The following is a 23,335-nucleotide window of genomic DNA, read 5'->3' as shown; positions in this document are numbered from 1 at the left end:
TACAGCGACCACCGACCATTATGCAAAACCACTTCGAATTATTCCAGTTGCCGGCGCAGTTCGGGCTCGACATGAGCGCGCTCGACGCGGCCTACCGCGACGTGCAGGGCAAGGTCCATCCGGACCGCTTCATCAACGCCAGCAGTGCTGAAAAGCGCGTGGCGATGCAATGGGCCACGCGCGCCAATGAAGCCTACCAGACCCTGAAACACCCGCAAAAGCGCGCGCAATACCTGTGCGAGCTCCATGGCGTCGATTTGCAGACGGAATCGAACACGGCCATGCCGGTCAGCTTCCTGATGCAGCAGATGGAATGGCGCGAAGAGCTGGGCGATGCGCGGGCCGGCAAGGATGCCGACGCGCTCGACGCCCTGGACCGCCAGCTGCGCGGCGAACGCAAGGCGCTGCTGGCCCAGGTGGCCGCCCAGCTCGACGGCGGCGATTATGTGAACGCCGCGCAAAGCGTGCGCGCCCTGATGTTCCTCGATAAATTCGGCGAGGAAGTCCGGTTTGCCTATGAATCCATCGAGGCTTGACGCCTTGATCGCTTGACCGGCGTGCCAAGCGCCAGTCTGGCCCGCGTTTTATAATGCGCACCAGGCATCAGCTGCATCACGCACAAAATTAATCGAGGCACGAATACAATGGCACTTCTGCAAATTTCCGAACCAGGCATGTCGACCGCGCCGCACCAGCACCGCCTGGCCGTCGGCATCGATCTGGGCACCACCAATTCCCTGGTCGCCACTGTCCGCAACAGCATTCCCGAGGTGCTCAACGACGAAGACGGGCGCTCCCTGCTGCCCTCCGTCGTGCGCTACCTGCCGAACGGCCATGCGAACATCGGCTACAAGGCCCTGTCCGCGCAAACCACCGACCCGAAGAACACCATCGTTTCCGTCAAGCGCTTCATGGGCCGCGGCCTGGCCGACATCGCCTACGCGGAAAACCTGCCCTACGACTTCCAGGATACGCCTGGCATGGTGCAGCTGAAAACCGTGGCCGGCGTGAAAAGCCCCGTCGAAGTGTCGGCGCAAATCCTCGCCACCCTGCGCCAGCGCGCGGAAGACTCGCTGGGCGACGACCTGGTGGGCGCCGTCATTACCGTGCCGGCGTATTTCGACGACGCGCAGCGCCAGGCCACGAAAGATGCGGCCCAGCTGGCCGGCATCAACGTGCTGCGCCTGTTGAGCGAGCCGACGGCTGCCGCCATCGCCTACGGCCTCGACAACGCTTCCGAAGGCGTGTATGCCGTGTACGACCTGGGCGGCGGCACCTTCGACATTTCGATCCTGAAACTGAGCAAGGGCGTGTTCGAAGTGCTGTCCACGGGCGGCGACTCGGCCCTGGGCGGCGACGATTTCGACCGCCGCCTGTTCTGCTGGATCAGCGAGCACGCCAAGCTGGCGCCCCTGTCGGATGAAGACACGGCCATCCTGATGGTGAAAGCGCGCGAGATCAAGGAATTGCTGTCGACCAAGTCGGAAACGATGATCGATGCGGCCCTGAACTCGGGCGAAGAGATTCACTTGCGCATCACGGCCGAGGAATTCGTCAAGATGACGGCGCACCTGGTCGCCAAGACCATGAACGCCATCAAGAAAGCCTTGCGCGACGCGAACGTGGATGCGGACGACGTCGACGGCGTGGTGATGGTGGGCGGCGCCACGCGCATGCCGCACGTGCAGCGCGCCGTCAGCGAATTCTTCCACACGACGCCGCACGCGAATATCGACCCGGACAAGGTGGTGGCGCTGGGCGCGGCCATCCAGGCGAACTTGCTGGCTGGCAACCGCGCCGCCGGCGACGACTGGCTGCTGCTGGACGTGATCCCGCTGTCCCTGGGCATCGAGACCATGGGCGGCCTGGTGGAAAAGATCATCCCCCGCAATTCGACCATCCCGTGCGCCCGCGCGCAGGAATTCACGACCTTCAAGGATGGCCAGACGGCCCTGGCCGTGCACGTGCTGCAGGGCGAGCGCGAGCTGGTGAGCGACTGCCGTTCGCTGGCGCGCTTCGAGCTGCGCGGCATTCCGCCGATGGTGGCGGGCGCCGCGCGCATCCGCATCACCTACCAGGTCGATGCGGACGGCTTGCTGTCCGTCTCGGCGCGCGAGCTGCGCTCGGGCGTGGAAGCGTCGATCAGCGTCAAGCCCGCCTACGGCCTGGGCGACGACGACATCGCGCGCATGTTGCAGGATTCGTACACGTCGGCCGACGTCGACATGGTGGCGCGCGCGCTGCGCGAAGAGCAGGTGGAAGCGGAACGCATCCTGCTGGCCACGCAGTCGGCGCTGGACGAAGACGGCGCCTTGCTCGATGCGGACGAACGCGCAGCCGTCGACGGCCTGATGCAGAAGGTGCGCGATGCCATCGTGCAATCGCAAAGCGGCGCCATCGACCACCAGGCATTGAAGCTGGCGATCGAGCTGCTGGCCGACGGCACCGAGGATTTCGCCTCGCGCCGCATGGACCGTAGCGTGCGCACGGCACTGACGGGCAAAACGCTCGACCAGGTCGTATAAAACTAATTGAACAGCGCGCCGCAGGCACTCGCCGCGGCCGCGCCCCGAATGACAGATTGAAAGAAGACACCATGCCACAAATCGTTATCCTGCCGCACGCCAAGCTTTGCCCGGACGGCGCCGTCATCGAAGCACCGGCCGGCAAGTCCATCTGCGACATCCTGCTGGAAAACGACATCGACATCGAGCACGCCTGCGAAAAATCGTGCGCCTGCACCACCTGCCACGTGCTGGTACGCGAAGGCATCGAATCCCTGAACGAAGCGACGGAACTGGAAGAAGACATGCTGGACAAGGCCTGGGGCCTGGAAGCCGTGTCGCGCCTGTCGTGCCAGTCCATCGTGGCCGAGGCCGACCTCGTCGTCGAAATCCCGAAATACACGATCAACCAGGTCAGCGAAGGCAGCCACTAACATGAAATGGTCCGACATCAGCGCGATTGCCGAGGCTTTGTACGACACGCATCCGGACATCGATCCCCTGACCGTGCGTTTCACCGACCTGCATAACTGGGTGGTGGAACTGGACGGCTTCGACGATGACCACACGCGCGGCGGCGAAAAAGTGCTCGAAGCGATACAGATGGCGTGGATCGATGAAGCGCGCTAAGGGCGCGGCAGCCGCCGCCACCGCAGTCGCCGCACCGAAAGACGTCATCACCGCCGCCAGCAACATGCCCGAGATCAAGGACGGCCAGTCGGTCGCCTTGCTGCAGGAATTGCACATCCTGACGCGCGACGGCAAGATGAACCAGGACAGCCGCCGCAAGCTCAAGCAGGTGTATCACCTGACGCAGTTCATCGAACCGCTGCTGCGCGAAGTGCAGCTGGACCACCCCGGCGTGTCCCTGGTCGACCACGGCGCCGGCAAGTCCTACCTGGGTTTCATCCTGTACGACCTGTTCTTCAAGAACGGCAACGACGGTTCGCACATCTACGGCATCGAGACGCGCGAAGAGCTGGTGCAGCGTTCGCAGGAATTGGCAAAAAAATTCAACTTCCCCGGCATGTCGTTCTTGCCCCTGTCCGTGGCCGAATCGACGGAATCGAACTTGCTGCCGAAACAGATCGACATCGTCACGGCCTTGCACGCGTGCAACACTGCCACCGATGACGCCATTCACTTTGCCTTGAAGAAGAAGGCGAAATTCATGGTGCTGGTGCCATGCTGCCAGGCGGAAGTCGCCTCCGTCCTGAAGAAGAACAAGGGCAAGAGCCTGGGCAAGAATGTCTTGACGGAACTGTGGCGCCACCCGCTGCACACGCGCGAGTTCGGCAGCCAGATCACCAACGTGCTGCGATGCCTGCAGCTGGAAGCGCACGGCTACCAGGTCAGCGTGACGGAACTGGTGGGCTGGGAGCATTCGATGAAGAATGAACTGATCATCGCCAGCTACAAGAACCTGCCGCGCCAGCGGCCGACGGAGCGCCTGCAGGAAGTGCTGCAAACCTTGGGCCTGGAAGAGATGGGCCACCGCTTCTTTGCGGAGGAACTGGCGAAGGCGCAAGCCTGATTGTTGGCTTACGCGGCAAGCCGCCAAGCCAAGCTGCGGCGCCGCACATGGTCGGGTAGGTCGGATTAGCGCAGCGTAATCCGACAATCAGCAGCGCAAGTCGTAAAAGGGGAGGAGCGGGTCGGTTACAATACCGGCTTTCTCCTCCCTTGCTTTTTGCGCCTCCCCATGACCACACCACACGAAATGCCCACCGTCCGCCTGGCCAAGCGCCTGTCCGAAGACGTGCCCTGCTCGCGCCGCGAGGCCGAGCTGTATATCGAGGGCGGCTGGGTCACGGTCGATGGCGTGCTGGTGGAAGAGTCGGGCGCGCGCGTGGCGGACAAGCAGGAAGTGCTGCTGTTGCCGAACGCCACCCTCGACGAAATGCCGCCCGTGACGATCCTGCTGCACAAGCCGGCCGGCATCAATGGCGGCCTGGGCAGCGAAGGCAAGCCGGCCCTGAGCTGTTTGCGTCCCGACGACATTTTCACGCCCGAGAACGTGGCGCCCAGCGCCGTCACGCGCTTCCTGAAACGCCACCTGATCGGCCTGACCATCACCAATCCGCTGGACACCATGGCTTCCGGCCTGCTCGTGTTCACGCAGGATTTCCGCGTGGCCCGCAAGCTGGTCGACGAAGCGAAAACGGTGGAGCAGGAATTCATCGTGGAAGTGGCCGGCGCCATCATGGACAACGGCCTGGCGCTGCTCAATCACGGCTTGCCCTTCAATGGCAAGCCTTTGCCGCCGATCAAGGTCAGCTGGCAGAATGAAACGCGTCTGCGTTTCGCCCTGAAAAACGTGCAGCCGGGCCAGATCGCCCACATGTGCAAGATGGTGGGCCTGGAAGTCGTCGGCATGAAGCGTTTGCGCATCGGCCGCATCCCGATGGGCGCCATGCCCGTGGGGCAATGGCGCTATCTGCAGGGCTACGAACGCTTCTAAAGCTGCGGCGCCGTGATGGCGTGGCTTTCCGCAAAGCTTTTCCATAGCCGTTCGGCAATATTCAAGGCGATGGTGTCGGCCTTCTCCTGCAGGGCCGCATTGCCCATGCTCTCGGTCGTGGCAAAGAACAGGGTCAGCCAGCGGCGGAACATGCAGGGCGTGAGGTGTTCCATTTGCGCGTGCTGGGCCAGCGGCTTGCCGTGGTAGCGCATGGTGCCGCGCAGCAAGCCTGACCAGAAATCGACCAATGTTGCCAGGTGGGCATCCCAATCCTTGACCTCGGCGGCAAAGATGGGGCCCAGCATGGCGTCGTCGCGCGCGGCTGCATAAAAGGTGTGGACGAGCTGCTTGACTTCGTCTTCGCTGCAGACTTCCGCGCGGTATGGGGCGAAGCGTGTGTGGGGGAGGGGGGCGGTATTGTTCATGGCATGCCATGATCGCAGAGCCCCCGTGGCGCTTCAATGACGCAGGTCAAGCCGCCGGAAAACTCAGGCGGCGACTTTCTTTGCTTTCTTCGCCGGTGCCGGCAGTTGCACGATCTGCGTGCCCAGCAGCTTGTCGTGCAGGAACTGGCCATTGCCCGTGAACAGGGCCGTGGCCGACCAGGCCAGGATGCCCGCGCCGATGGCGCCCAGGGCCGTCCAGTGCTGCAAGTCGAAGGCATAGGCCACCAGCAGGGCTGGCAGCAGCCACATCCATGACAGCACATAGCGGCAGGCGGCCACGCGCAGGGGCACGTGGGCATGGCCTGGCAGCACCAGTTGCAGGCGCCACGTCTTCATGGCCAGGGTTTGCCCTTCGCGGCTCCATTGGTGGATGAAATACGCGCCCATGACGAGGAAGGCCAGGCATTGGCGCATGTGTTCCGTCAACGGCGTATGCGCGCCTTGCACGGCCAGCTCGAACAGCAGGAAGGGCAGGAACAGCACGGCCAGGGCCAGCAGCGATTCGTACACCATGGAAATCAGGCGGCGCTTGATCGTGGGATGGGTGATGCTGGCGGCAGGCGTGCTATTTGACATTGGTCGGCAGTGGGGCAGGCGTGGTCGGTGGCGTGGCGGGCACGGTGGCGGGAGCCGCGGCAGGATCGGCGACGGGCACGCTTGCTGCCGCGGGAGCGGGCGGCAGGGCAGGCGCAGGCGCAGCAGCGACGGGCGCTGCCGGCGTGGCAGGCAGCAGGATCGCGGCCGGTTTGCTCGTATTCGAATTGATCGCAGGCACTTTTTCCAGCGGCTTCTTCGGCACGAGTTCCGTCGCCAGCTTTTTCTTTTGATCTTCCGGCAATTGCTGGTATTGCTCCCATTGCGCGGTCTTTTGACCAGGATCAATTTTCTTCGTGCGCGCATAGTTTTCGCGCACGAGGCGGCGCTGCTCCGGCGTCAGCTTGATCCATTCGCGCATGCGTTCATGCACGCGGGTTTGCTCGTCCGGCGTCATGGAGGCAAAGCGGTTGGCGATATCGAGCCATTTCTGCTTGCGCAGCGCTTCGAGCTTGTTCCATTCGCCCGCCAGCGGCTGCAGGGCTTCCTGCTGCGCGCGCGACAGCTTGTTCCAGGACGGGTTGTCGCTGGCCTTGGGCGGCGTGCCGCCCTTGCCGGACGTGCGGGGCGAGCCGGGTTTGACGGCCGGGGGCGGCGCCACGGCCGCTGCGGGCGTGGCCGCCACAGGGGCGGCGGCAGGCGGCGCCTGGTGCTGGCCCACCCAGGCGGCGCCCGCCAGGGCGCAGGCGCCCAGGCCGATGCCGCCGGCCAGCCAGCCTTTGCGTACGCTCAAGCGTGCCATGCTTATTGCTCGCGTTTCGTCAGATAGGCATTGAAGCCATGGTCCATATAGGCGGAGAGCGGCAATTCATCCGACAGCACGGCGGCGTCGATTTCTGCCAGTTCGGCAATATGTTGTTCTTGCTCAAACTGATAGATGCCCACCATGCCGCCGACCAGCAGCAGCAGGGGGATGACGACGCTCATGCGGCCCAGCCACGACAGCGGTTCGACAAACAGGCTGCTGGCCACGCCGGCGAACACGCTCTGGCGCACGGTGACGGCGGCGGGTGCGTCCGCCTTCTTGCGCGACAGGGCCAGCTTGCGTGCCGCTGCCAGGCGATCGGTGGCCGATGCGGGCAGGTCGTCGAGTTTTTCGTTCAGTGCATGGCGCACTTTGTAAGCGAAATTGAGATCGTCGGTGTTCATAATTTAATTCCCTTGGCTTTCAGCGATTCGGCGAGCGTGTGGGTAGCTCGAGAGCAATGTGTTTTCACGCTACCTTCGGAGCAACCCATCGCTTCCGCTGTTTCAGCCACATCCATGTCCTGCCAATAACGCATGAGGAAGGCTTCGCGTTGACGTGACGGCAGTTTTTGTACCTCTGCATCAATCAAATCAAGGATTTGCGCGCGTTCGACCTGGTCGGCCGACGATTCGGCGGCGCTGGAGCCCTGTTCCGATTCATAAGTGTCAAGTATATCAAAATCCTCATGCTCGTCACCCGAGGGCTTCATGCCGGAAAACAGGCTGACCCAGGTATTGCGAACTTTTTCGCGGCGGAAATAATCGAGTATGGTGTTCTGCAAGATGCGCTGGAATAGCATCGGCAGTTCGGCGGCCGGCTTGTCGCCGTACTTCTCGGCCAGCTTGATCATGGCATCCTGCACGATGTCGAGTGCCGATTCTTCCTTGCGGACCGCGTAGGCGGCTTGCTTGAAAGCGCGCCGCTCGACATTTTCTAGAAAGTCGGATAATTCTTTGTCTGTTGCCATGCGGTATGGGGGATCTTAGCGGCTGCGGGTGCGGTGGGCGAAATGGGGCGGGTATGCTTTTTGCAACCCCGTGCATGCTAGCAAAAAATGTGCGTTTCCGCAGAGTTTTTGCACTGCGTGCGCGCAAAAAGGCCATTCGGCTGACATTTTCCTTGACCATAATGGTGCGACGCGATACCGTATAGGACGCTTTGAACACCCCAAAGCCCTATGGTCAGGTCGCGACCGGCACACAAGGCCATCCGCGGCAAGACGCGCTTTCATTTGTAGGCAGTTTGTTCTAACCCGCGCCACAAGCGCGAGCGGTTCGTACAGGCGCCACAGAAACTCCGGCCAAACGAGTTGCGTTAAGCGTTGTTTTGTAAGGTATCTATGGGTGCCCAAAGAAATTGCGTGACCGCATGAAAAGGGAAGCAGGAGCACTGTCGCGCACAGCGAACTTCGTCAGGAAAGAACATCCGATCAATCTCCAATGGACCTTGAAAGGAATGTTTCATGAATACCGAAGCAGCAGCAGGACCAATTACGGGCGCAGAAATTGTCGTGCGCTGTCTGGCTGAAGAGGGCGTCGAGCACGTCTTTGGATATCCGGGCGGAGCCGTACTCTACATCTACGACGCCATCTTCCAGCAAAACAAATTCCAGCATATCCTGGTACGCCACGAGCAGGCCGCGATTCACGCCGCCGATGCCTATTCGCGCAGCTCGAACAAAGTCGGTGTCGCCATCGTCACGTCCGGTCCGGGCGTCACGAATGCCGTCACGGGCCTGTCGACCGCGTACATGGACTCGATTCCCATGGTGGTGATCTCCGGCCAGGTGCCGAGCCACGCCATCGGGCAGGATGCGTTCCAGGAATGCGACACGGTCGGCATCACGCGCCCCGTCGTCAAGCACAATTTCCTCGTCAAGGATGTCAAGGACCTGGCGGCCACGATCAAGAAAGCCTTCTTCATCGCCCGTACCGGCCGTCCGGGACCCGTGCTGGTCGATATCCCCAAGGATATCAGCATGCACAAATGCCATTTCGACTATCCGAAGGAAGTCGAGATGCGTTCCTACCGTCCCGTCGACAAGGGCCACTCGGGCCAGATCCGCAAGGCCGTGCAGCTGCTGCTGCAAGCCGAACGCCCGATGATCTACACGGGCGGCGGCGTGATCCTGGCGAACGCATCGGCCGAGCTGAACAAGCTGGTCGACCGCCTGGGTTTCCCGTGCACCAACACCTTGATGGGCCTGGGCGCCTACCGCGCCTCGAGCGAGCAGTTTGTCGGCATGCCCGGCATGCACGGCACCTACGAAGCGAACATGGCGATGCAGAATTGCGACGTGCTGATCGCCATCGGCGCCCGTTTCGATGACCGCGTGATCGGCAACCCGAAACATTTCGCCTCGCATCCGCGCAAGATCATCCACGTGGACATCGATCCTTCGTCGATTTCCAAGCGCGTGAAGGTCGATATTCCCATCGTCGGCAACGTCAAGGATGTGCTGATCGAGTTCCTCGCGCAACTGGACGCGACCGAAGCCAGGCCGAACGTCAATGCGCTGTCGAACTGGTGGAAGCAGATCGCCGAATGGCGTGGCCGCGAATGCCTGAAATACCCGACCTCCGACCTCGTCATCAAGCCGCAATCGGTGGTCGAGAAAGTGTTCGAGATCACCAAGGGCGACGCCTTCATCACGTCCGACGTGGGCCAGCACCAGATGTGGGCGGCACAGTATTACCGCTTCGACAAGCCGCGCCGCTGGATCAATTCCGGCGGCCTGGGCACCATGGGTGTCGGCTTGCCGTACGCCATGGGCGTGCAGATGGCCAATCCGGACGCCACCGTTGCCTGCATTACCGGCGAAGGCTCGATCCAGATGTGCATCCAGGAGCTCGCCACGTGCAAGCAGTATCACCTGACGCCAAAGATCATCATGCTCAACAACCGTTTCCTCGGCATGGTGCGCCAGTGGCAGGAAATCGATTACGGTTCGCGCTATTCCGAGTCGTACATGGATTCGCTGCCCGACTTCGAGAAGCTGGCCGAGGCATATGGCCACGTGGGCATGAAAATTGAAAAACCGGGCGACGTCGACGGCGCCCTGAAAGAGGCGTTTGGCATGAAAGACAGGCTGGTATTCATGAACTTCATTACCGACCAGTCCGAAAACGTGTGGCCAATGGTGAAAGCCGGCAAGGGCCTGTCCGAAATGATGCTCGGCTCGGAGGATCTCTAATCATGCGCCATATTATTTCTGTCTTGCTGGAAAACGAAGCGGGCGCCCTGTCGCGCGTGGTGGGCCTGTTCTCGGCACGCGGCTACAACATCGAAACCCTGACCGTGGCGCCGACGGAAGACTCGACCCTGTCGCGCATGACCATCGTCACCAGCGGCTCGGACGACATCATCGAGCAGATCACCAAGCACTTGAACCGCCTGATCGAGGTGGTCAAGGTGGTGGACTTGACCGAAGGCCAGCATATCGAACGCGAGTTGATGCTGATCAAGGTCCGTGCCGTGGGCAAGGAGCGCGAGGAAATGAAGCGCACCGCCGATATCTTCCGTGGCCGCATCATCGATGTCACCGAAAAGACGTACACGATCGAACTGACCGGCAACAAGGTCAAGCTCGACGCGTTCATCGATTCGATCGACCGCGCCGCCATCCTGGAAACCGTCCGCACGGGCGGTTCCGGCATCGGCCGCGGCGAACGCATCCTCAAAGTATAAAAATATAAGCAGCTCTACGCGGCCCTGGCGCCGCATTTAAAACAACAACGCATCATCAAATGATAGGAAATACCATGAAAGTTTTTTACGACAAAGACGCTGACCTCTCCTTGATCAAAGGCAAAAACGTTGCCATCATCGGCTACGGTTCGCAAGGCCACGCGCACGCGCAAAACCTGAACGATTCGGGCGTCAACGTCACCGTCGGCCTGCGCAAGGGCGGCGCTTCGTGGACCAAGGTCGAGCAAGCGGGCCTGAAAGTAGCGGAAGTCAACGACGCCGTGAAAGCGGCCGACGTCATCATGATCTTGCTGCCGGATGAAAACATCGCCCAGGTCTACAACGAAAACATCGCCCCGTTCGCCAAGCAAGGCGCCGTACTGGCCTTCGCCCACGGCTTCAACGTGCATTACGGCCAAGTCGTGCCACGCGCCGACCTGGACGTGATCATGGTTGCGCCGAAAGCCCCGGGCCACACCGTGCGCGCCACCTACACCCAGGGCGGCGGCGTGCCCCACCTGATCGCCGTGTACCAGGACAAGTCGGGCATCGCCCGCGATATCGCCCTGTCGTACGCGTCGGCCAACGGCGGCGGCCGTGCCGGCATCATCGAAACGAACTTCCGTGAAGAAACCGAAACGGACTTGTTCGGCGAACAGGCCGTGCTGTGCGGCGGCGCCGTGGAACTGATCAAGGCCGGTTTCGAAACCCTGACGGAAGCGGGCTACGCGCCGGAAATGGCCTACTTCGAGTGTCTGCACGAACTGAAGCTGATCGTCGACCTGATCTATGAAGGCGGCATCGCCAACATGAACTACTCGATCTCGAACAACGCCGAATACGGCGAATACGTGACGGGCCCGAAAGTCGTGACCTCGGCCACCAAGGATGCGATGCGTCAATGCCTGAAAGATATTCAAACGGGCGAATACGCGAAGAGCTTCATCCTGGAAAACAAGGCAGGCGCACCGACCCTGATCTCGCGCCGCCGCCTGACGTCCGAGCACCAGATCGAAGAAGTGGGCGCCAAACTGCGCGCCATGATGCCTTGGATTGCGAAGAACAAGATGGTTGACCAGTCGAAAAACTAAACAATTTTTGCGGATTCACCATGAAAAGCCGGCGCAAGCCGGCTTTTTTTTTCGTCAGCGATGGCGCCCGCTTCCCGCCTGCCGCGCATTGCTCCACATTTACTTTTTTATCAATGAGGTGCGGCACTGGTGCCTGCCGGTGTTACCCTGAATGCTGCCGGTTTCGGCACCATCTTGATCAGGAGGCGTACGTGCACACGATAGCCCTGGCTTCGCTCCCAACTCGTCTGTTGGGCCTGTTTCTGACCACCGTTCTGACCTTGTTTTCCTTTAGCAGCGCGCAGGCGGGCGTTCCCGCCTTTCCCAAGAGCTTCAAGACCATGAATGTCGCCACGCCCGACGGCACGATCCACGTGCGCGTGGGCGGTTCCGGCCCGGCCGTGCTGTTGCTGCACGGCTTTGGCGATACGGGCGACATGTGGGCGCCGCTGGCGGCGGCGCTGGCCGGCGAGCACACGGTGGTGGTGCCCGACTTGCGCGGCATGGGCCTGTCTTCGCGTCCGGCGGGCGGCTATGACAAGCGCACGCAGGCGGCCGACATGCGTGCCGTGCTCGACAAGCTGGGCATCGACCGCGCCGACGTTGTCGGGCACGATATCGGCACGATGGTGGCGTACGCGTATGCGGCCCGCTACCCGGACAAGACGGAGCGGCTGATCGTCATGGATGCGCCCGTGCCCGGCATTCCGCCGTGGGAACAGATCGTGCGCAGTCCGCAACTGTGGCACTTTTCGTTTGGCGGCCCCGATGCCGAACGCCTGGTGGCGGGGCGCGAGCGCATCTACCTGGACCGCTTCTGGAATGAATTCGCCGGCACGCCAGCCAAGATCGACGAGGAAACGCGGCGCCATTACGCCAGATTGTATGCGCGCAAGGGCGCCATGCATGCGGCCTTCGCGCAATTCCTTGCGATACCGCAAGATGCCGAAGACAATCTGCGCTCGATGGCAAGCAAGCTGACCATGCCCGTGCTGGCGATCGGCGGCGCCAAGTCCTTCGGCGCCAACGAGGCGGTGGTCATGCGCAATGCCGCCGCCAACGTCACGGAACTGGTGGTGCCCGATGCGGGCCACTGGCTGATGGAAGAGCAGCCGGCCGCGACGGTGGATGCCATCCAGGCTTTCCTGCGGCGCGGCAAATAGGGCGCTGCCCTGGCCCCCCGGAAACCGGGTTTTCTTGCGGAAGCCCGGTTTTTTCTTGCCCGCCCGCTTTTCGCCCGCCTCCTGTCTTTTCATATTCCTATATAATCCCGCCCTTCCTTTGCAGTTTTACATGGACTGCATCTGTTTCGGTATCTGCCGGCCGCAACGCGCATCACCGCTTTCGTAGCACGCCAGGCGCTGCTTATCAGCCGCCTGCGCAACCAGAAGGACCCCTATGACTGACCGCATTCCCGCGGCAGTGCCCATGCCGGGCGCTGCAGAATCTTCCATTTCCGATCGCCTTCCCGTCCTGGCCTTGCTGGCCCTGGCCATGACGGCGTTTCTTGCCCTCCTGTCGGAAACCTTGCCGGCCGGCTTGCTGCCGCAGATTGCCCGGGACCTCGGCATTTCCGAGGTCATGACGGGCCAGCTGGTGACCGTCTATGCCATCGGTTCCATCCTGACGGCCATTCCCCTGACGGCGCTCACCAGCACCTGGCGCCGGCGCAATGTCTTGCTGCTGGCCATCGTCGGCTTCCTGGTCTTCAATACGGCGACGGCCCTGGCGCCGAACTACCTCGTCGCCCTGGTGTCGCGCTTCGTGACGGGCATGGCGGCCGGGCTGGCCTGGGGCCTGATGGCCGGCTACGCGCGCCGCATGGTGGGTGTCGAGCAGCAGGGCAGGGCGATGGCCATCGCCATGATCGGCACGCCGCTGGCCCTGTCGCTGGGCGTGCCCCTGGGCACCCTGATGGGCGGCATGCTGGGCTGGCGCAGCATCTTCGGCATCATGTCCGGCCTGGCCGTGGTGCTGGTCGCGTGGGTGCTGCTGGCCGTGCCCGATTATCCGGGGCAAAAGAACGGCGAACGCCTGAGCATACGCCAGGTGTTCATGACGCCGGGCGTGCGGCCGATTTTGGCGGTCATCGTCGCCTGGATGCTGGCGCATAACATTTTATATACGTATATCGCACCGTTCCTGGCGCCGTCGGGCTTGCGTCCCCGCGTCGACCTGGTGCTGCTCGTGTATGGCGCGGGCTCGCTGGCCGGCATCTGGCTGGTCAGCCAGCTGATCGACCGCTGGCTGCGCAAGCTCGTGCTTGGCTGTATCGCCGCGTTTGCGCTGGTGGTGGTGGCGCTGGGGCTGGCGATGGACGTGCCGGCCGTCATCTATGTCAGCATGGCCATCTGGGGCGTCACCTTTGGCGGCGCCGGCACTTTGCTGCAGACGGCGTCGGCCGATGCGGCCGGCGACGGCATGGACGTGGCGCAAGCCATGGTGGCAACCATCTGGAACGTGGCCATCGCGGGCGGCGGCCTGGCGGGCGGCATGCTGCTGGACGGCTATGGCGCGGCCTCGTTCCCGTGGGCCATGCTGGCCTTGCTGCTGGTGGCGCTGGCCATCGCCTGGCGCGCGCGCCGCCATAGCTTCAAGCCGGGCCGCCGCAGCGGCGGCGTGGTGGCGGGGCATTGATATCAATGTTATATAAAATAACGTTGTTATTTAAATGTGAGCAGATGTGACTGGTTGACGCATTTTGTGACGATTTGTTAATTTGCGCCACGGGAACGAGTGAGGCGTTAGAATCTACACAGTTTGACAAGTTTCTCAAGCGCATGTGACACCGCAGTCCAGTACGGCTGCGGCTGCATGCCTTGTTGTCAGCCATTATTAACCACCTAGGAGTACCCTATGACCGTGATGAAATCCGTCCTTGTTGCCGCCGCTGCCACCGTTGCCTTGAGCGCACAAGCCCAATCCTTGCCGACCAACGGCACCCTGGTGGTCGTACCCGCATTTGGCGAAGTCAAGCATGTTAACGACCAGGTCGTCGCGACGCTGGCCGTCGAAGAACAGGACAAGGACAAGGCCGCCGCCGCGTCGCGCGTGAACCAGAAGATGAACAAGGGTATCGCCATCGTCAAGCAGGCCGATCCTTCTGCCGCGCTGAAATCGTACGGCTATTACACCTATCCCGTGTATCCGGAAGAGCGCCCATTGCCAGCCGGCGCCGTCGCCAAGCCACGCTTGCCTACGGCCTGGCGCGTGGGCCAGTACCTGGAAGTGACGACGGCCAACCTGGCTGCGCTGCCAAAAACCGTGTCGGCAGCGCAAGGCGTGCTGACCCTGAACGGCTTGAATTTCGGCCTGAAGCCGGAAACCATCCGCGTGCTGGACGACCAGCGCATCGCCGCCACGTATAAAAACCTGAACGAGCGCGTAGCCGCCATCGCCAAGGCCATGGGCCGCAATGTTTCCGACGCCGTGCTCGATACGGTGGACTTCGAAGGTTCGGGCAATTACGCCAATGAAAGCCGTCCGGCCGCCGCACCGATGATGATGCGCAGCGCCAAGATGGCCGATGACAGCGCCGTTGCCGAACCTAGCTTCGAGCCAGGCGAAACGACCCTGGACATGCGCGTCGTCGGCAAGGTCAAGTTCAAGTAAGCACGCGTTTGAGCTGCGTAAAGCGGTAGTTTTCCGCAGTAGATTGTTTGAAAAATCATGGGGCTTCTGGCCCCATGGTCGTTTTTGCCCCATTATTTTCCAGGAGAATACTATGACCGTCATGAAATCGTTGCTGGCTGCGGCCGTTGCTACCGTTGCCCTGGGCGCACAAGCCCAGGCCTTGCCCACCGCGGGCACCCTCGTGGTGGTGCCCGCGAATGGCGAAGTGGTGCATGCGAATGACCAGGTGACCGTCACCCTGGCCATCGAAGAGCAGGACAAGGACAAGGCCGCCGCCGCCTCGCGCGTGAACCAGAAGATGAACCAGGGCGTGGCCATCGTCAAGAAAGCCGATCCGCAAGCCGTGCTGAAGACCCAGGGCTACTACACGTATGCCGTGTACCCGGAAACGGCGCCTTTGCCGCCGGGTGCCGCCGCCAAGCCGCGCGTGCCGACCGGCTGGAGAGTGGGCCAGTACCTGCAGGTAACGACGAGCAACCTCGCTGCCTTGCCGAAAACCGTGTCCGCGGCACAAGGCGTGCTGACCTTGAACCGCCTGAACTTCGGCCTGGCGCCCGCCACCGTCCGCAAGCTCGACGACCAGCGCATCGCCGCCGCCTACAAGAACCTGAACGAGCGCGTGGCCGCCATCGCCGGCGCCATGGGCCGCAACGTCAATGACGCCGTGATCGACACCATCGATTTCGAAGGTTCGGGCAACTACGCGCAGCGCGTCAACGTGGCCGGCGCACGCGCCATGAGCGCCGATATGGCGGCTTATGGCGGCAGCCAGGTGGCCGAACCGAGTTTCGAGCCGGGCGAAACGACCCTGAACATGGGACTGGTAGCGAAAATCAAGTTCAAGTAAGCACGTGAATGGCCTTCAATGTTGCCAGGTCTGCTACGCCGCGCTTTTCTTTGGCGGCGGCTCCTCTATAATGGCAACATCGGCAGGCGCATGGTGTAGTGGCCGTGCGCCCGTCATCTGGCACCGAATCCCCGGCAGTACACAAGATATGGAACAACATGGCAAACTTCCCCCGTCGTAGAGGCAAGAACGGCACCCCCGCAGCATCCAAAGCGTCCCGCTTCAGCAAATTCGTGCGCCAGCCGGTGACCGATGGCACTGGCAAGAAAACCTTGCGTCGCCGCGGCATCTACCTGTTGCCGAACGCCTTCACGACGGCAGCCTTGTTTTGCGGCTTCTACGCCATCGTCATGGCCATGAACCAGAAATTCGAGCACGCGGCCTGGGCCATCTTCATCGCCATGATCCTTGACGGCCTCGACGGCCGCATCGCGCGCCTGACGAATACGCAGAGCGAATTCGGCGCCCAGTACGACAGCCTGTCCGACATGGTGTCGTTTGGCGCCGCGCCGGCGCTGGTGATCTATGAATGGTCGCTGCGCGGCATGGGCAAGCTGGGCTGGCTGGCTGCCTTCGTGTATTGCGCCGGTGCCGCCCTGCGCCTGGCCCGCTTCAATACGAATATCCAGGTGGTCGACAAGCGCTTCTTCCAGGGCTTGCCCAGCCCGGCGGCAGCGGCCATGGTGGCCGGCTTCATCCTGCTGATGAACGACCTGGAATTTGCCGGCAACCAGCTGGCCTGGGTGTCGTGGGCGATCGCCCTGTTCGCCGGCCTGACCATGGTCACCAACGTGCCGTTCTACAGTTTCAAGGATGTGAATTTCCGCAAGTCCGTGCCCTTCATCGTGGTATTCCTGCTGGCATTGTTCTTTGCGCTCATTTCCATCGACCCGCCGAAAGTGCTGTTCCCGATTTTCGTCGCCTATGGCCTGTCCGGCTACGCCGTGTTTTTCTGGCGCATGGCGAAGGGCAAGCCCGTCAGCATCATACAGACCGACCCCGAGCATTGACGCGCCGAGTCGGTAGCGCCGCCAGTCTTCAGCCAGCCAGGAGCAGCCATGAGCACCAGCAACCGACTCATCATTTTTGACACCACCTTGCGCGACGGCGAGCAATCGCCGGGCGCTTCCATGACGCGCGAAGAAAAGCTGCGCATCGCCAAGCAGCTCGAACGCATGAAGGTCGATGTGATCGAAGCGGGCTTCGCCGCTGCCTCGCAGGGCGATTTCGAGTCGATACGGGCAATTGCGGGCGCCGTGCGCGAATCGACCATCTGTTCGCTGTCGCGCGCCAATGACCGCGACATCGCCCGCGCCGCCGAAGCGCTGGCGCCGGCCGAGCGCAAGCGCATCCACACCTTTATTGCCACCTCGCCCCTGCACATGCAGATGAAGCTGCGCATGACGCGCGAGGAAGTCTTGCTGCAGGCGCGGAACGCCGTGCGCTTTGCCCGCCAATTCACGGACGACATCGAATTCAGCCCCGAGGACGGCAGCCGCTCCGACGAGGATTTCCTGTGCCGCGTGCTGGAAGGCGTGATCGCCGAGGGTGCCACCACCATCAATTTCCCCGACACGGTGGGCTATGCCGTGCCTGAAATCTTCGGCAATACCATCAAGCGCTTGCGCGAACGCATACCGAATTCCGATAAGGCCATCTGGTCTGTCCATTGTCATAACGACCTGGGCCTGGCCGTGGCCAATTCGCTGGCCGGCGTCATGATCGGCGGCGCGCGGCAGATCGAGTGCACGGTCAATGGCCTGGGCGAGCGGGCCGGCAATACGGCGCTGGAAGAGGTGGTGATGGCGTTGCGCACGCGCGCCGCCTATTACAACTTGACGGTGGGCATCGACACGACGCAAATCGTGGCCGCGTCAAAAATGGTGTCGCAGATCACGGGCTTTGCCGTGCAGCCGAACAAGGCCGTCGTGGGCGCGAACGCCTTTGCGCACGCTTCCGGCATCCACCAGGATGGCATCTTGAAGGCGCGCGAGACGTATGAAATCATGCGCGCCGAAGACGTGGGCTGGACGGCCAACAAGATCGTGCTGGGAAAATTGTCGGGCCGCAATGCCTTCAAGCAGCGGCTGCAAGAGCTGGGCATCGCGCTGGAATCGGAAGCGGACATCAACGCCGCTTTCATCCGCTTCAAGGAGCTGGCGGACCGGAAATCCGAGATCTTCGATGAAGATATCATGGCCCTCGTCAGCGAGGAGCAGCAGGCGCAGGAGAGTGAGCACTACCGTTTTATTTCGCTGACGCAGCAATCGACGACGGGCGCCGTGCCCCGCGCCCGCGTGGAATTTCTTGTCGGCGGCAAGCAGCGCAGCTGCGAAGGGCAGGGCGACGGCCCCGTCGACGCCACCGTCAACGCCATCGAAAGCGCAGCCGCCAGCGGGGCGGAACTGGTCTTGTTCTCCGTCAATGCCATCAGCACGGGCACGCAGTCGCAGGGCGAAGTGACGATGCGGCTGTCGCGCGACGGGCGCATCGTCAACGGCGTGGGCGCCGATCCGGACATCATCGTCGCCTCGGCCAAGGCGTATCTGTCGGCGCTGAACAAGCTGCACGCCAAGGACGAGCGCATCGATCCGCAGCCGTAGGCAGGACGCCTGATCAAACCTGCTGCGCGTCGCGCTTTGCGGCCGGCGATGCTCACCGTGCTTCAGCACGGCTGCGATTCTCGGCCACAAATCACTGCCGCTCGCTATGGTTTTATCAGGCGTCGTTACGCCGGTAATGCTTTACCAGAAGAAACGCCGCTCTTCCTTGTCCGGATCGGGCCCGTTCATCATCATGCGCACGATGCCGTCCTGGTCGAAGTGCACATGCATCATGGAATCCCACACGCCCGACTCCTTGTAGCGGTAGGACCAGACGTAGAGCTTGGGCAGCGGCAGGTAGGATTTTTCCGTCGGGCGGCCCAGGGTGTGCAGCACGTCCTGCTGGGTCGACACGCCCACCTTGATGCGGGCAAAGCCCGGCGTGTCGAGTACTTGCTCATAGGAAATTAACCTGTCGTCGGGGCCGAAGCGGGCCATATAGGTGTACTGGCCGTACGGTCCCGTCGCGTATTCCAGTTCCAGCCCCGTGGGCAGCTGGTAGATGCCGGTTGGCCGGCCCAGGCGCGCTTCCACGGCGGTGCGCGCTTCGCCCGCCTGCGGCGGCGGGGCATTCCAGCTGGCGCAGCCGGCCAGCGCGGCAAGCAGCAGCGGTGTTGCTAATTTGAGCAGCTTTTTCATGTTTGACCTCCTGAAATGCAGGAAAACCCTATCATGCACCGAGAAAAGCGCGCGCGGCAGGATACAGGCGGGCATTTTTCCGATATACTTGCGCGTCTGGTTGGAAGCATCGGCCAGTATTTTAATAATCGTAGTTCACGGTGGATAGGGTTCAGACTCTGTGCACCGCATGTGAAAGGTTTATCATGACAGTAGAAAACATCAACAAAGCCGCTATCATCGCGGACAACGCACGTGGTCAAAACGACACGGGCTCCCCTGAAGTGCAAGTTGCACTGCTGACAGCTCGCATCAACGAACTGAACGGCCACTTCAAAGCCCACTCGAAAGATCACCACTCCCGCCGCGGCCTGATCATGATGGTCAACCGTCGTAAGAGCCTGTTGTCCTACCTGAAGGCTAAAGACGCTACCCGTTATCGCGACCTGATCGCTAAACTTGGTCTGCGCAAGTAATTTTTGCCGTACAAGGTTTATACAGAAATGCCTGCGCCAGTTCGCTGACGCGGGCATTTTGTCATTTGAATTCCGGATTTCTGTCGGTAAGTGAAGTATGCTCTACCGATATCATGTTTTAAAAGTAAAGTAGTAAAGGCGGCAACGGTTTTTCCGCCGCCTGTGGTGAGGTGAACGACAGCCCCTGAAAATCTGTCGGCAATTAGAAAAGGGATACCCCATGTTTAACAAAGTTACGAAAACCTTCCAGTACGGTCAACATCAAGTGACCCTGGAAACCGGCGAAATCGCACGTCAGGCATCCGGCGCAGTGCTGGTGTCGATCGAAGATACCGTCGTTCTGGCAACGGTGGTGGCACGCAAAGATGCCAAGCCAGGCCAGGATTTCTTCCCTTTGACGGTTGATTATGTCGAGAAAACCTATGCTGCCGGTAAAATCCCGGGCGGTTTTTTCAAGCGCGAAGGCCGTCCTTCCGAAAAAGAAACACTGACATCCCGTCTGATCGACCGTCCTATCCGTCCGCTGTTCCCGGAAGGCTACCTGAATGAAGTGCAAGTCATCATTCACGTGCTGTCGGTCAACCCTGAAATCGATCCGGACATCGCCGCCATGATCGGCGCATCGGCTGCCCTGTGCGTATCGGGCGTGCCTTTCAACGGCCCGATCGGCGCTGCGCGCGTCGGTTACGCCAATGGCCAGTACATCCTGAACCCGACCGTCCAGCAACTGAAGACGTCGCAGATGGACCTGGTTGTCGCCGGTACCGAAACGGCCGTGCTGATGGTCGAATCGGAAGCGCAGCAGCTGTCCGAAGAAATCATGCTGGGCGCCGTGGTCTTCGGCCACGACCAGATGAAAGTCGTCATCGACGCGATTCACGACCTGGTGCGTGACGGCGGCAAGCCGGAAGTGGAATGGGCGCCTGCGCCGAAAAACGAAGCACTGATCGCCCGCGTCGCGCATTTCGCCAACGCCAAGATCAACGATGCGTATCAAACCAAGGACAAGCAGGAACGTACGGCCAAGCTGAAAGCAGCGACGTCGGAAGTGATCGCCGACCTGAGCGCTGAAGCGGCTGCCGCCGGCGGCGCAGCGATCGACAGCGCCGAAGTGAACAACATCCTGTTCGACATCGAAGCGAAAATCGTGCGGTCGCAAATCCTGGACGGCGAACCACGCATCGATGGCCGCGACACGCGCACCGTGCGTCCGATCTCGATCCGCACCAGCGTGCTGCCACGCACCCACGGTTCGGCCCTGTTCACGCGCGGCGAAACGCAGGCACTGGTCGTCGCCACCCTGGGCACCGCCCGCGACAGCCAGAAGATCGACGCGCTGATGGGCGAGTTCACCGATTCGTTCATGCTGCATTACAACATGCCTCCGTTCGCCACCGGCGAAACGGGCCGAGTCGGTACGCCAAAACGCCGCGAAATCGGCCACGGCCGCCTGGCCAAGCGCGCGCTGATCGCCGCCCTGCCAGCCGCTGAAGAGTTCAGCTACTCGGTGCGCCTGGTGTCGGAAATCACGGAATCGAACGGTTCCTCGTCGATGGCTTCCGTCTGCGGCGGCTGCCTGGCACTGATGGACGCCGGCGTGCCGATGAAAGAACACGTGGCCGGTATCGCCATGGGCCTGATCAAGGAAGGCGGCAAGTTTGCCGTGCTGTCCGACATCCTGGGCGACGAAGATCACCTGGGCGACATGGACTTCAAGGTAGCCGGTACCCGCAACGGTATCACGGCGCTGCAGATGGACATCAAGATCATGGGCATCACCAAGGAAATCATGCAAGTGGCACTGGCGCAAGCCAAGGAAGGCCGCGAGCACATCCTGGGCGAAATGCAAAAAGCCATGCCGCACGTCAAAACCGAACTGTCCGATTTCGCACCGCGTTTGATCACCATCAAGATCAACCCGGAAAAAATCCGTGACGTGATCGGCAAGGGCGGCGCTGTGATCCGCGCGCTGACCGAAGAGACGGGCACCCAGATCGACATCAGCGACGAAGGCGTGGTCACCATCGCATCCGTCGATGCTGCTGCCGGCCAGGAAGCCAAGCGCCGCATCGAAGAACTGACCGCCTCCGTCGAAGTGGGCAAGACCTACGAAGGCACCGTGCTGAAACTGCTGGACTTCGGCGCCATCGTGCAAGTCATGCCAGGCAAGGACGGCTTGCTGCACATCAGCCAGATCGCCAACGAGCGCGTCAACGCCGTGGCCGATTACCTGAAAGAAGGCCAGCTGGTCCGCGTCAAGGTTCTGGAAACGGACGACCGCGGCCGCCTGAAACTGTCGATGAAAGCTGCCGAAGGCAACGAAGCGCCAGCCGCTTGATGTCCTTCAGGTTCGCCTGAGTGCGGCTTCGGCCGCATGCTTAAAAACCGCCAGCGCGCAAGCCCTGGCGGTTTTTTTATGCGCATCGTTTGCGCTGCATCGAAGGTGGATGCCGCCTTGTGCATCGGCCTTGATCCTGCGCGTATCGGCGGCCGCTGCGCCTTGTAGATTCGGGATGGGATCTTCCCCTGAACGAGTCTTCCAAGGAGATGCAGCATGCTGAAACCCTACTGGCTGGCCGCCGCCTTTTTGCTTGCCGTCGCGCCCGGTGTCCGGGCACAGTTGGACAACGCGCCCACGCCGGTGCCGCTGCCCATCCCCATTGCGGCCGCCTCCGCGGCCATGCCGGCGCAAGACCTGGACGCCCTGCGCGTCGTGCATGCGCGCGAAATCAACGACCTCAGCACTTTCAAGACGGCGGGCCTGCAGCGGGAAGCCATCGACCCCTACCTGGACGGCGCGGCAGGTCAGCAGTTCCTGCGCGAATTGCGCGCGGCCGATCCTGCCGCCCCGGCAGAGACGATATACGCGCGGGCGGTCGAGCAGATCGCTTCCGGCAGCACCTTGCCCGACGTGCAGGCCATGTCGGCCGCGCTGGTGAAAATCGTGCCGCATGGGCAGAGCGTCTCGCCGTATTCGCCGTACTTCACCACCAGCGCGCAGCTGCAGCTGGCCTCGGGCCAGTGCACCAGCCTGGCCGACTGTTTCGGTTTGCCCTTGAAGAGCGAAGCGCCGCTGTATGATGTGTACCAGATCATGCCCAAGGGCACGGTGAACGTTTTCGTCAGCCAGGTGGCGCCCACGCAGGAGCTGGGCGGCCTGGTGCGGCGCAAGGGCGGCGCGCAACAGTATTTGCTGCCGAACCGCAACTTGTGGTCGGCCCCCGTGCTGATCGGCACGATCAGGAACTGAGGAGAGATGATGGACCAGCTGCGCTTGCAGGCCCTTGCCGCCGAACTGGAACAGTGGCTGGCGCGCCTGGCGCCCGCCGATGGGGAAGTGGCCGGCCTGCGCAGCGCGCTGGCGCCGCTGCTGGCGCAGGCCGCTGCCGGCGCCTTGGTCGCTCCCGTGGCCTGGGGCGACATCCCCGGCGGGCCGTATTTTACGGAAGGCGGCTTGCGTCGTCACCCCGAGCTGGAACAGGCATTTGCCCGTTTCCGCATCGAGGCGACGGGCGGCGAATCGGCTGCCCTGCGCAAGTTGCGCGGCGAGATATGATTAATATATGGTATCAATTGTTGTTTATGAGTAATTGAGAGTCAGTATTGCTTGACGACAAAATCTTATTCACCGACCATGGCGCATCCCTC

General features: G+C 61.9%; 25 protein-coding genes. 19 read left to right on the top strand and 6 right to left on the bottom strand.

Features of this window, described 5'->3' with window-relative positions:
* Positions 1 to 20: 20 nt before the first annotated feature.
* The 6 genes from hscB to GCN74_RS13210 all read left to right on the top strand — a co-directional run bounded on the left by hscB (position 21) and on the right by GCN74_RS13210 (position 4,965).
* Entirely contained in the window at positions 21 to 536 is a 516-nt protein-coding gene (hscB, locus tag GCN74_RS13235) for a Fe-S protein assembly co-chaperone HscB (protein WP_152257108.1), read from the top strand.
* A gap of 108 nt (positions 537 to 644) precedes the next feature.
* Positions 645 to 2,525, top strand: a complete 1,881-nt coding sequence (gene hscA / locus GCN74_RS13230; protein WP_152257107.1) for a Fe-S protein assembly chaperone HscA — start codon at positions 645 to 647, stop codon at positions 2,523 to 2,525.
* Between the two features lie 71 nt (positions 2,526 to 2,596).
* Entirely contained in the window at positions 2,597 to 2,938 is a 342-nt protein-coding gene (gene fdx / locus GCN74_RS13225; protein WP_034750070.1) for an ISC system 2Fe-2S type ferredoxin, read from the top strand.
* Between the two features lies 1 nt (position 2,939).
* Positions 2,940 to 3,134 carry a Fe-S cluster assembly protein IscX gene (gene iscX / locus GCN74_RS13220; protein ID WP_152257106.1) on the top strand — a complete coding sequence of 65 codons (195 nt, stop codon included), beginning with the start codon at positions 2,940 to 2,942 and terminating at the stop codon, positions 3,132 to 3,134.
* Entirely contained in the window at positions 3,121 to 4,038 is a 918-nt protein-coding gene (locus GCN74_RS13215; protein ID WP_131372694.1) for a class I SAM-dependent methyltransferase, read from the top strand. The genes iscX and GCN74_RS13215 overlap by 14 nt, the downstream gene beginning before the upstream one ends.
* Before the next feature lie 168 nt (positions 4,039 to 4,206).
* Entirely contained in the window at positions 4,207 to 4,965 is a 759-nt protein-coding gene (locus GCN74_RS13210; protein ID WP_152257105.1) for an rRNA pseudouridine synthase, read from the top strand.
* Here GCN74_RS13210 and GCN74_RS13205 read toward each other — a convergent pair.
* The 5 genes from GCN74_RS13205 to GCN74_RS13185 form a co-directional block, all read right to left on the bottom strand.
* Positions 4,962 to 5,390, bottom strand: a complete 429-nt coding sequence (locus tag GCN74_RS13205; protein ID WP_152257104.1) for a group III truncated hemoglobin — start codon at positions 5,388 to 5,390, stop codon at positions 4,962 to 4,964. The genes GCN74_RS13210 and GCN74_RS13205 overlap by 4 nt on opposite strands.
* Before the next feature lie 63 nt (positions 5,391 to 5,453).
* Positions 5,454 to 5,987 (bottom strand): RDD family protein, encoded by a 534-nt coding sequence (locus tag GCN74_RS13200; protein WP_152257103.1) that lies wholly within the window; start codon positions 5,985 to 5,987, stop codon positions 5,454 to 5,456.
* Positions 5,977 to 6,747 (bottom strand): DUF3106 domain-containing protein, encoded by a 771-nt coding sequence (locus tag GCN74_RS13195; protein ID WP_152257102.1) that lies wholly within the window; start codon positions 6,745 to 6,747, stop codon positions 5,977 to 5,979. Before GCN74_RS13195 ends, GCN74_RS13200 begins: the two co-directional genes overlap by 11 nt.
* Positions 6,748 to 6,749: 2 nt before the next feature.
* Positions 6,750 to 7,154, bottom strand: coding sequence for a DUF3619 family protein (locus GCN74_RS13190; RefSeq protein ID WP_152257101.1), 405 nt, complete (start codon positions 7,152 to 7,154; stop codon positions 6,750 to 6,752).
* Positions 7,151 to 7,720 (bottom strand): RNA polymerase sigma factor, encoded by a 570-nt coding sequence (locus GCN74_RS13185; protein ID WP_034779551.1) that lies wholly within the window; start codon positions 7,718 to 7,720, stop codon positions 7,151 to 7,153. Before GCN74_RS13185 ends, GCN74_RS13190 begins: the two co-directional genes overlap by 4 nt.
* A 495-nt stretch (positions 7,721 to 8,215) precedes the next feature.
* Between GCN74_RS13185 and GCN74_RS13180 the strand changes: the two genes are divergently transcribed.
* From GCN74_RS13180 to GCN74_RS13140, 9 genes are all read left to right on the top strand, one after another.
* The gene (locus GCN74_RS13180; protein WP_152257100.1) at positions 8,216 to 9,946 is read left to right on the top strand and encodes an acetolactate synthase 3 catalytic subunit; all 1,731 of its coding nucleotides are present in this window, start codon (positions 8,216 to 8,218) and stop codon (positions 9,944 to 9,946) included.
* A 2-nt stretch (positions 9,947 to 9,948) separates the two neighbouring features.
* On the top strand, positions 9,949 to 10,440 hold the full coding sequence (ilvN, locus tag GCN74_RS13175; protein WP_010399754.1) for an acetolactate synthase small subunit: 492 nt from the start codon (positions 9,949 to 9,951) through the stop codon (positions 10,438 to 10,440).
* A 74-nt stretch (positions 10,441 to 10,514) separates the two neighbouring features.
* A complete protein-coding gene (gene ilvC, locus GCN74_RS13170) occupies positions 10,515 to 11,531 on the top strand; it encodes a ketol-acid reductoisomerase (RefSeq protein ID WP_034750044.1) in 1,017 nt (338 codons plus the stop codon).
* A gap of 191 nt (positions 11,532 to 11,722) precedes the next feature.
* Positions 11,723 to 12,673, top strand: coding sequence for an alpha/beta fold hydrolase (locus GCN74_RS13165; protein WP_413541541.1), 951 nt, complete (start codon positions 11,723 to 11,725; stop codon positions 12,671 to 12,673).
* Between the two features lie 235 nt (positions 12,674 to 12,908).
* On the top strand, positions 12,909 to 14,147 hold the full coding sequence (locus tag GCN74_RS13160) for an MFS transporter (RefSeq protein ID WP_226939023.1): 1,239 nt from the start codon (positions 12,909 to 12,911) through the stop codon (positions 14,145 to 14,147).
* Between the two features lie 219 nt (positions 14,148 to 14,366).
* The gene (locus GCN74_RS13155) at positions 14,367 to 15,122 is read left to right on the top strand and encodes an SIMPL domain-containing protein (RefSeq protein ID WP_152257099.1); all 756 of its coding nucleotides are present in this window, start codon (positions 14,367 to 14,369) and stop codon (positions 15,120 to 15,122) included.
* A gap of 112 nt (positions 15,123 to 15,234) precedes the next feature.
* Complete coding sequence (locus GCN74_RS13150) at positions 15,235 to 15,990, top strand: SIMPL domain-containing protein (protein ID WP_152257098.1); 756 nt, start codon at positions 15,235 to 15,237, stop codon at positions 15,988 to 15,990.
* A gap of 158 nt (positions 15,991 to 16,148) precedes the next feature.
* Positions 16,149 to 17,000, top strand: a complete 852-nt coding sequence (pssA, locus tag GCN74_RS13145) for a CDP-diacylglycerol--serine O-phosphatidyltransferase (protein ID WP_152257097.1) — start codon at positions 16,149 to 16,151, stop codon at positions 16,998 to 17,000.
* 48 nt (positions 17,001 to 17,048) lie between these two features.
* The gene (locus GCN74_RS13140; RefSeq protein WP_152257096.1) at positions 17,049 to 18,593 is read left to right on the top strand and encodes a 2-isopropylmalate synthase; all 1,545 of its coding nucleotides are present in this window, start codon (positions 17,049 to 17,051) and stop codon (positions 18,591 to 18,593) included.
* Positions 18,594 to 18,734: 141 nt separating this feature from the next.
* On the opposite strand, the gene bamE is transcribed toward GCN74_RS13140, so the two are convergent.
* A complete protein-coding gene (gene bamE, locus GCN74_RS13135) occupies positions 18,735 to 19,232 on the bottom strand; it encodes an outer membrane protein assembly factor BamE (RefSeq protein ID WP_152257095.1) in 498 nt (165 codons plus the stop codon).
* A 185-nt stretch (positions 19,233 to 19,417) separates the two neighbouring features.
* On the opposite strand from bamE, the gene rpsO reads away from it, so the two are divergent.
* The 4 genes from rpsO to GCN74_RS13115 all read left to right on the top strand — a co-directional run bounded on the left by rpsO (position 19,418) and on the right by GCN74_RS13115 (position 23,243).
* Entirely contained in the window at positions 19,418 to 19,687 is a 270-nt protein-coding gene (gene rpsO, locus GCN74_RS13130) for a 30S ribosomal protein S15 (protein WP_010399743.1), read from the top strand.
* A 220-nt stretch (positions 19,688 to 19,907) separates the two neighbouring features.
* Entirely contained in the window at positions 19,908 to 22,025 is a 2,118-nt protein-coding gene (pnp, locus tag GCN74_RS13125) for a polyribonucleotide nucleotidyltransferase (protein WP_152257094.1), read from the top strand.
* A 216-nt stretch (positions 22,026 to 22,241) separates the two neighbouring features.
* The gene (locus GCN74_RS13120) at positions 22,242 to 22,937 is read left to right on the top strand and encodes a hypothetical protein (protein ID WP_152257093.1); all 696 of its coding nucleotides are present in this window, start codon (positions 22,242 to 22,244) and stop codon (positions 22,935 to 22,937) included.
* A 9-nt stretch (positions 22,938 to 22,946) separates the two neighbouring features.
* Positions 22,947 to 23,243, top strand: coding sequence for a hypothetical protein (locus GCN74_RS13115; protein ID WP_226939022.1), 297 nt, complete (start codon positions 22,947 to 22,949; stop codon positions 23,241 to 23,243).
* Positions 23,244 to 23,335: the final 92 nt, after the last annotated feature.

The sequence above is a fragment of the Janthinobacterium sp. FT14W genome (genome assembly GCF_009208755.1).
Lineage (GTDB): Bacteria > Pseudomonadota > Gammaproteobacteria > Burkholderiales > Burkholderiaceae_D > Janthinobacterium > Janthinobacterium violaceinigrum.
Note: the sequence above shows the minus strand (reverse complement) of the source record. Positions and strands in the feature narration are given on the sequence as shown.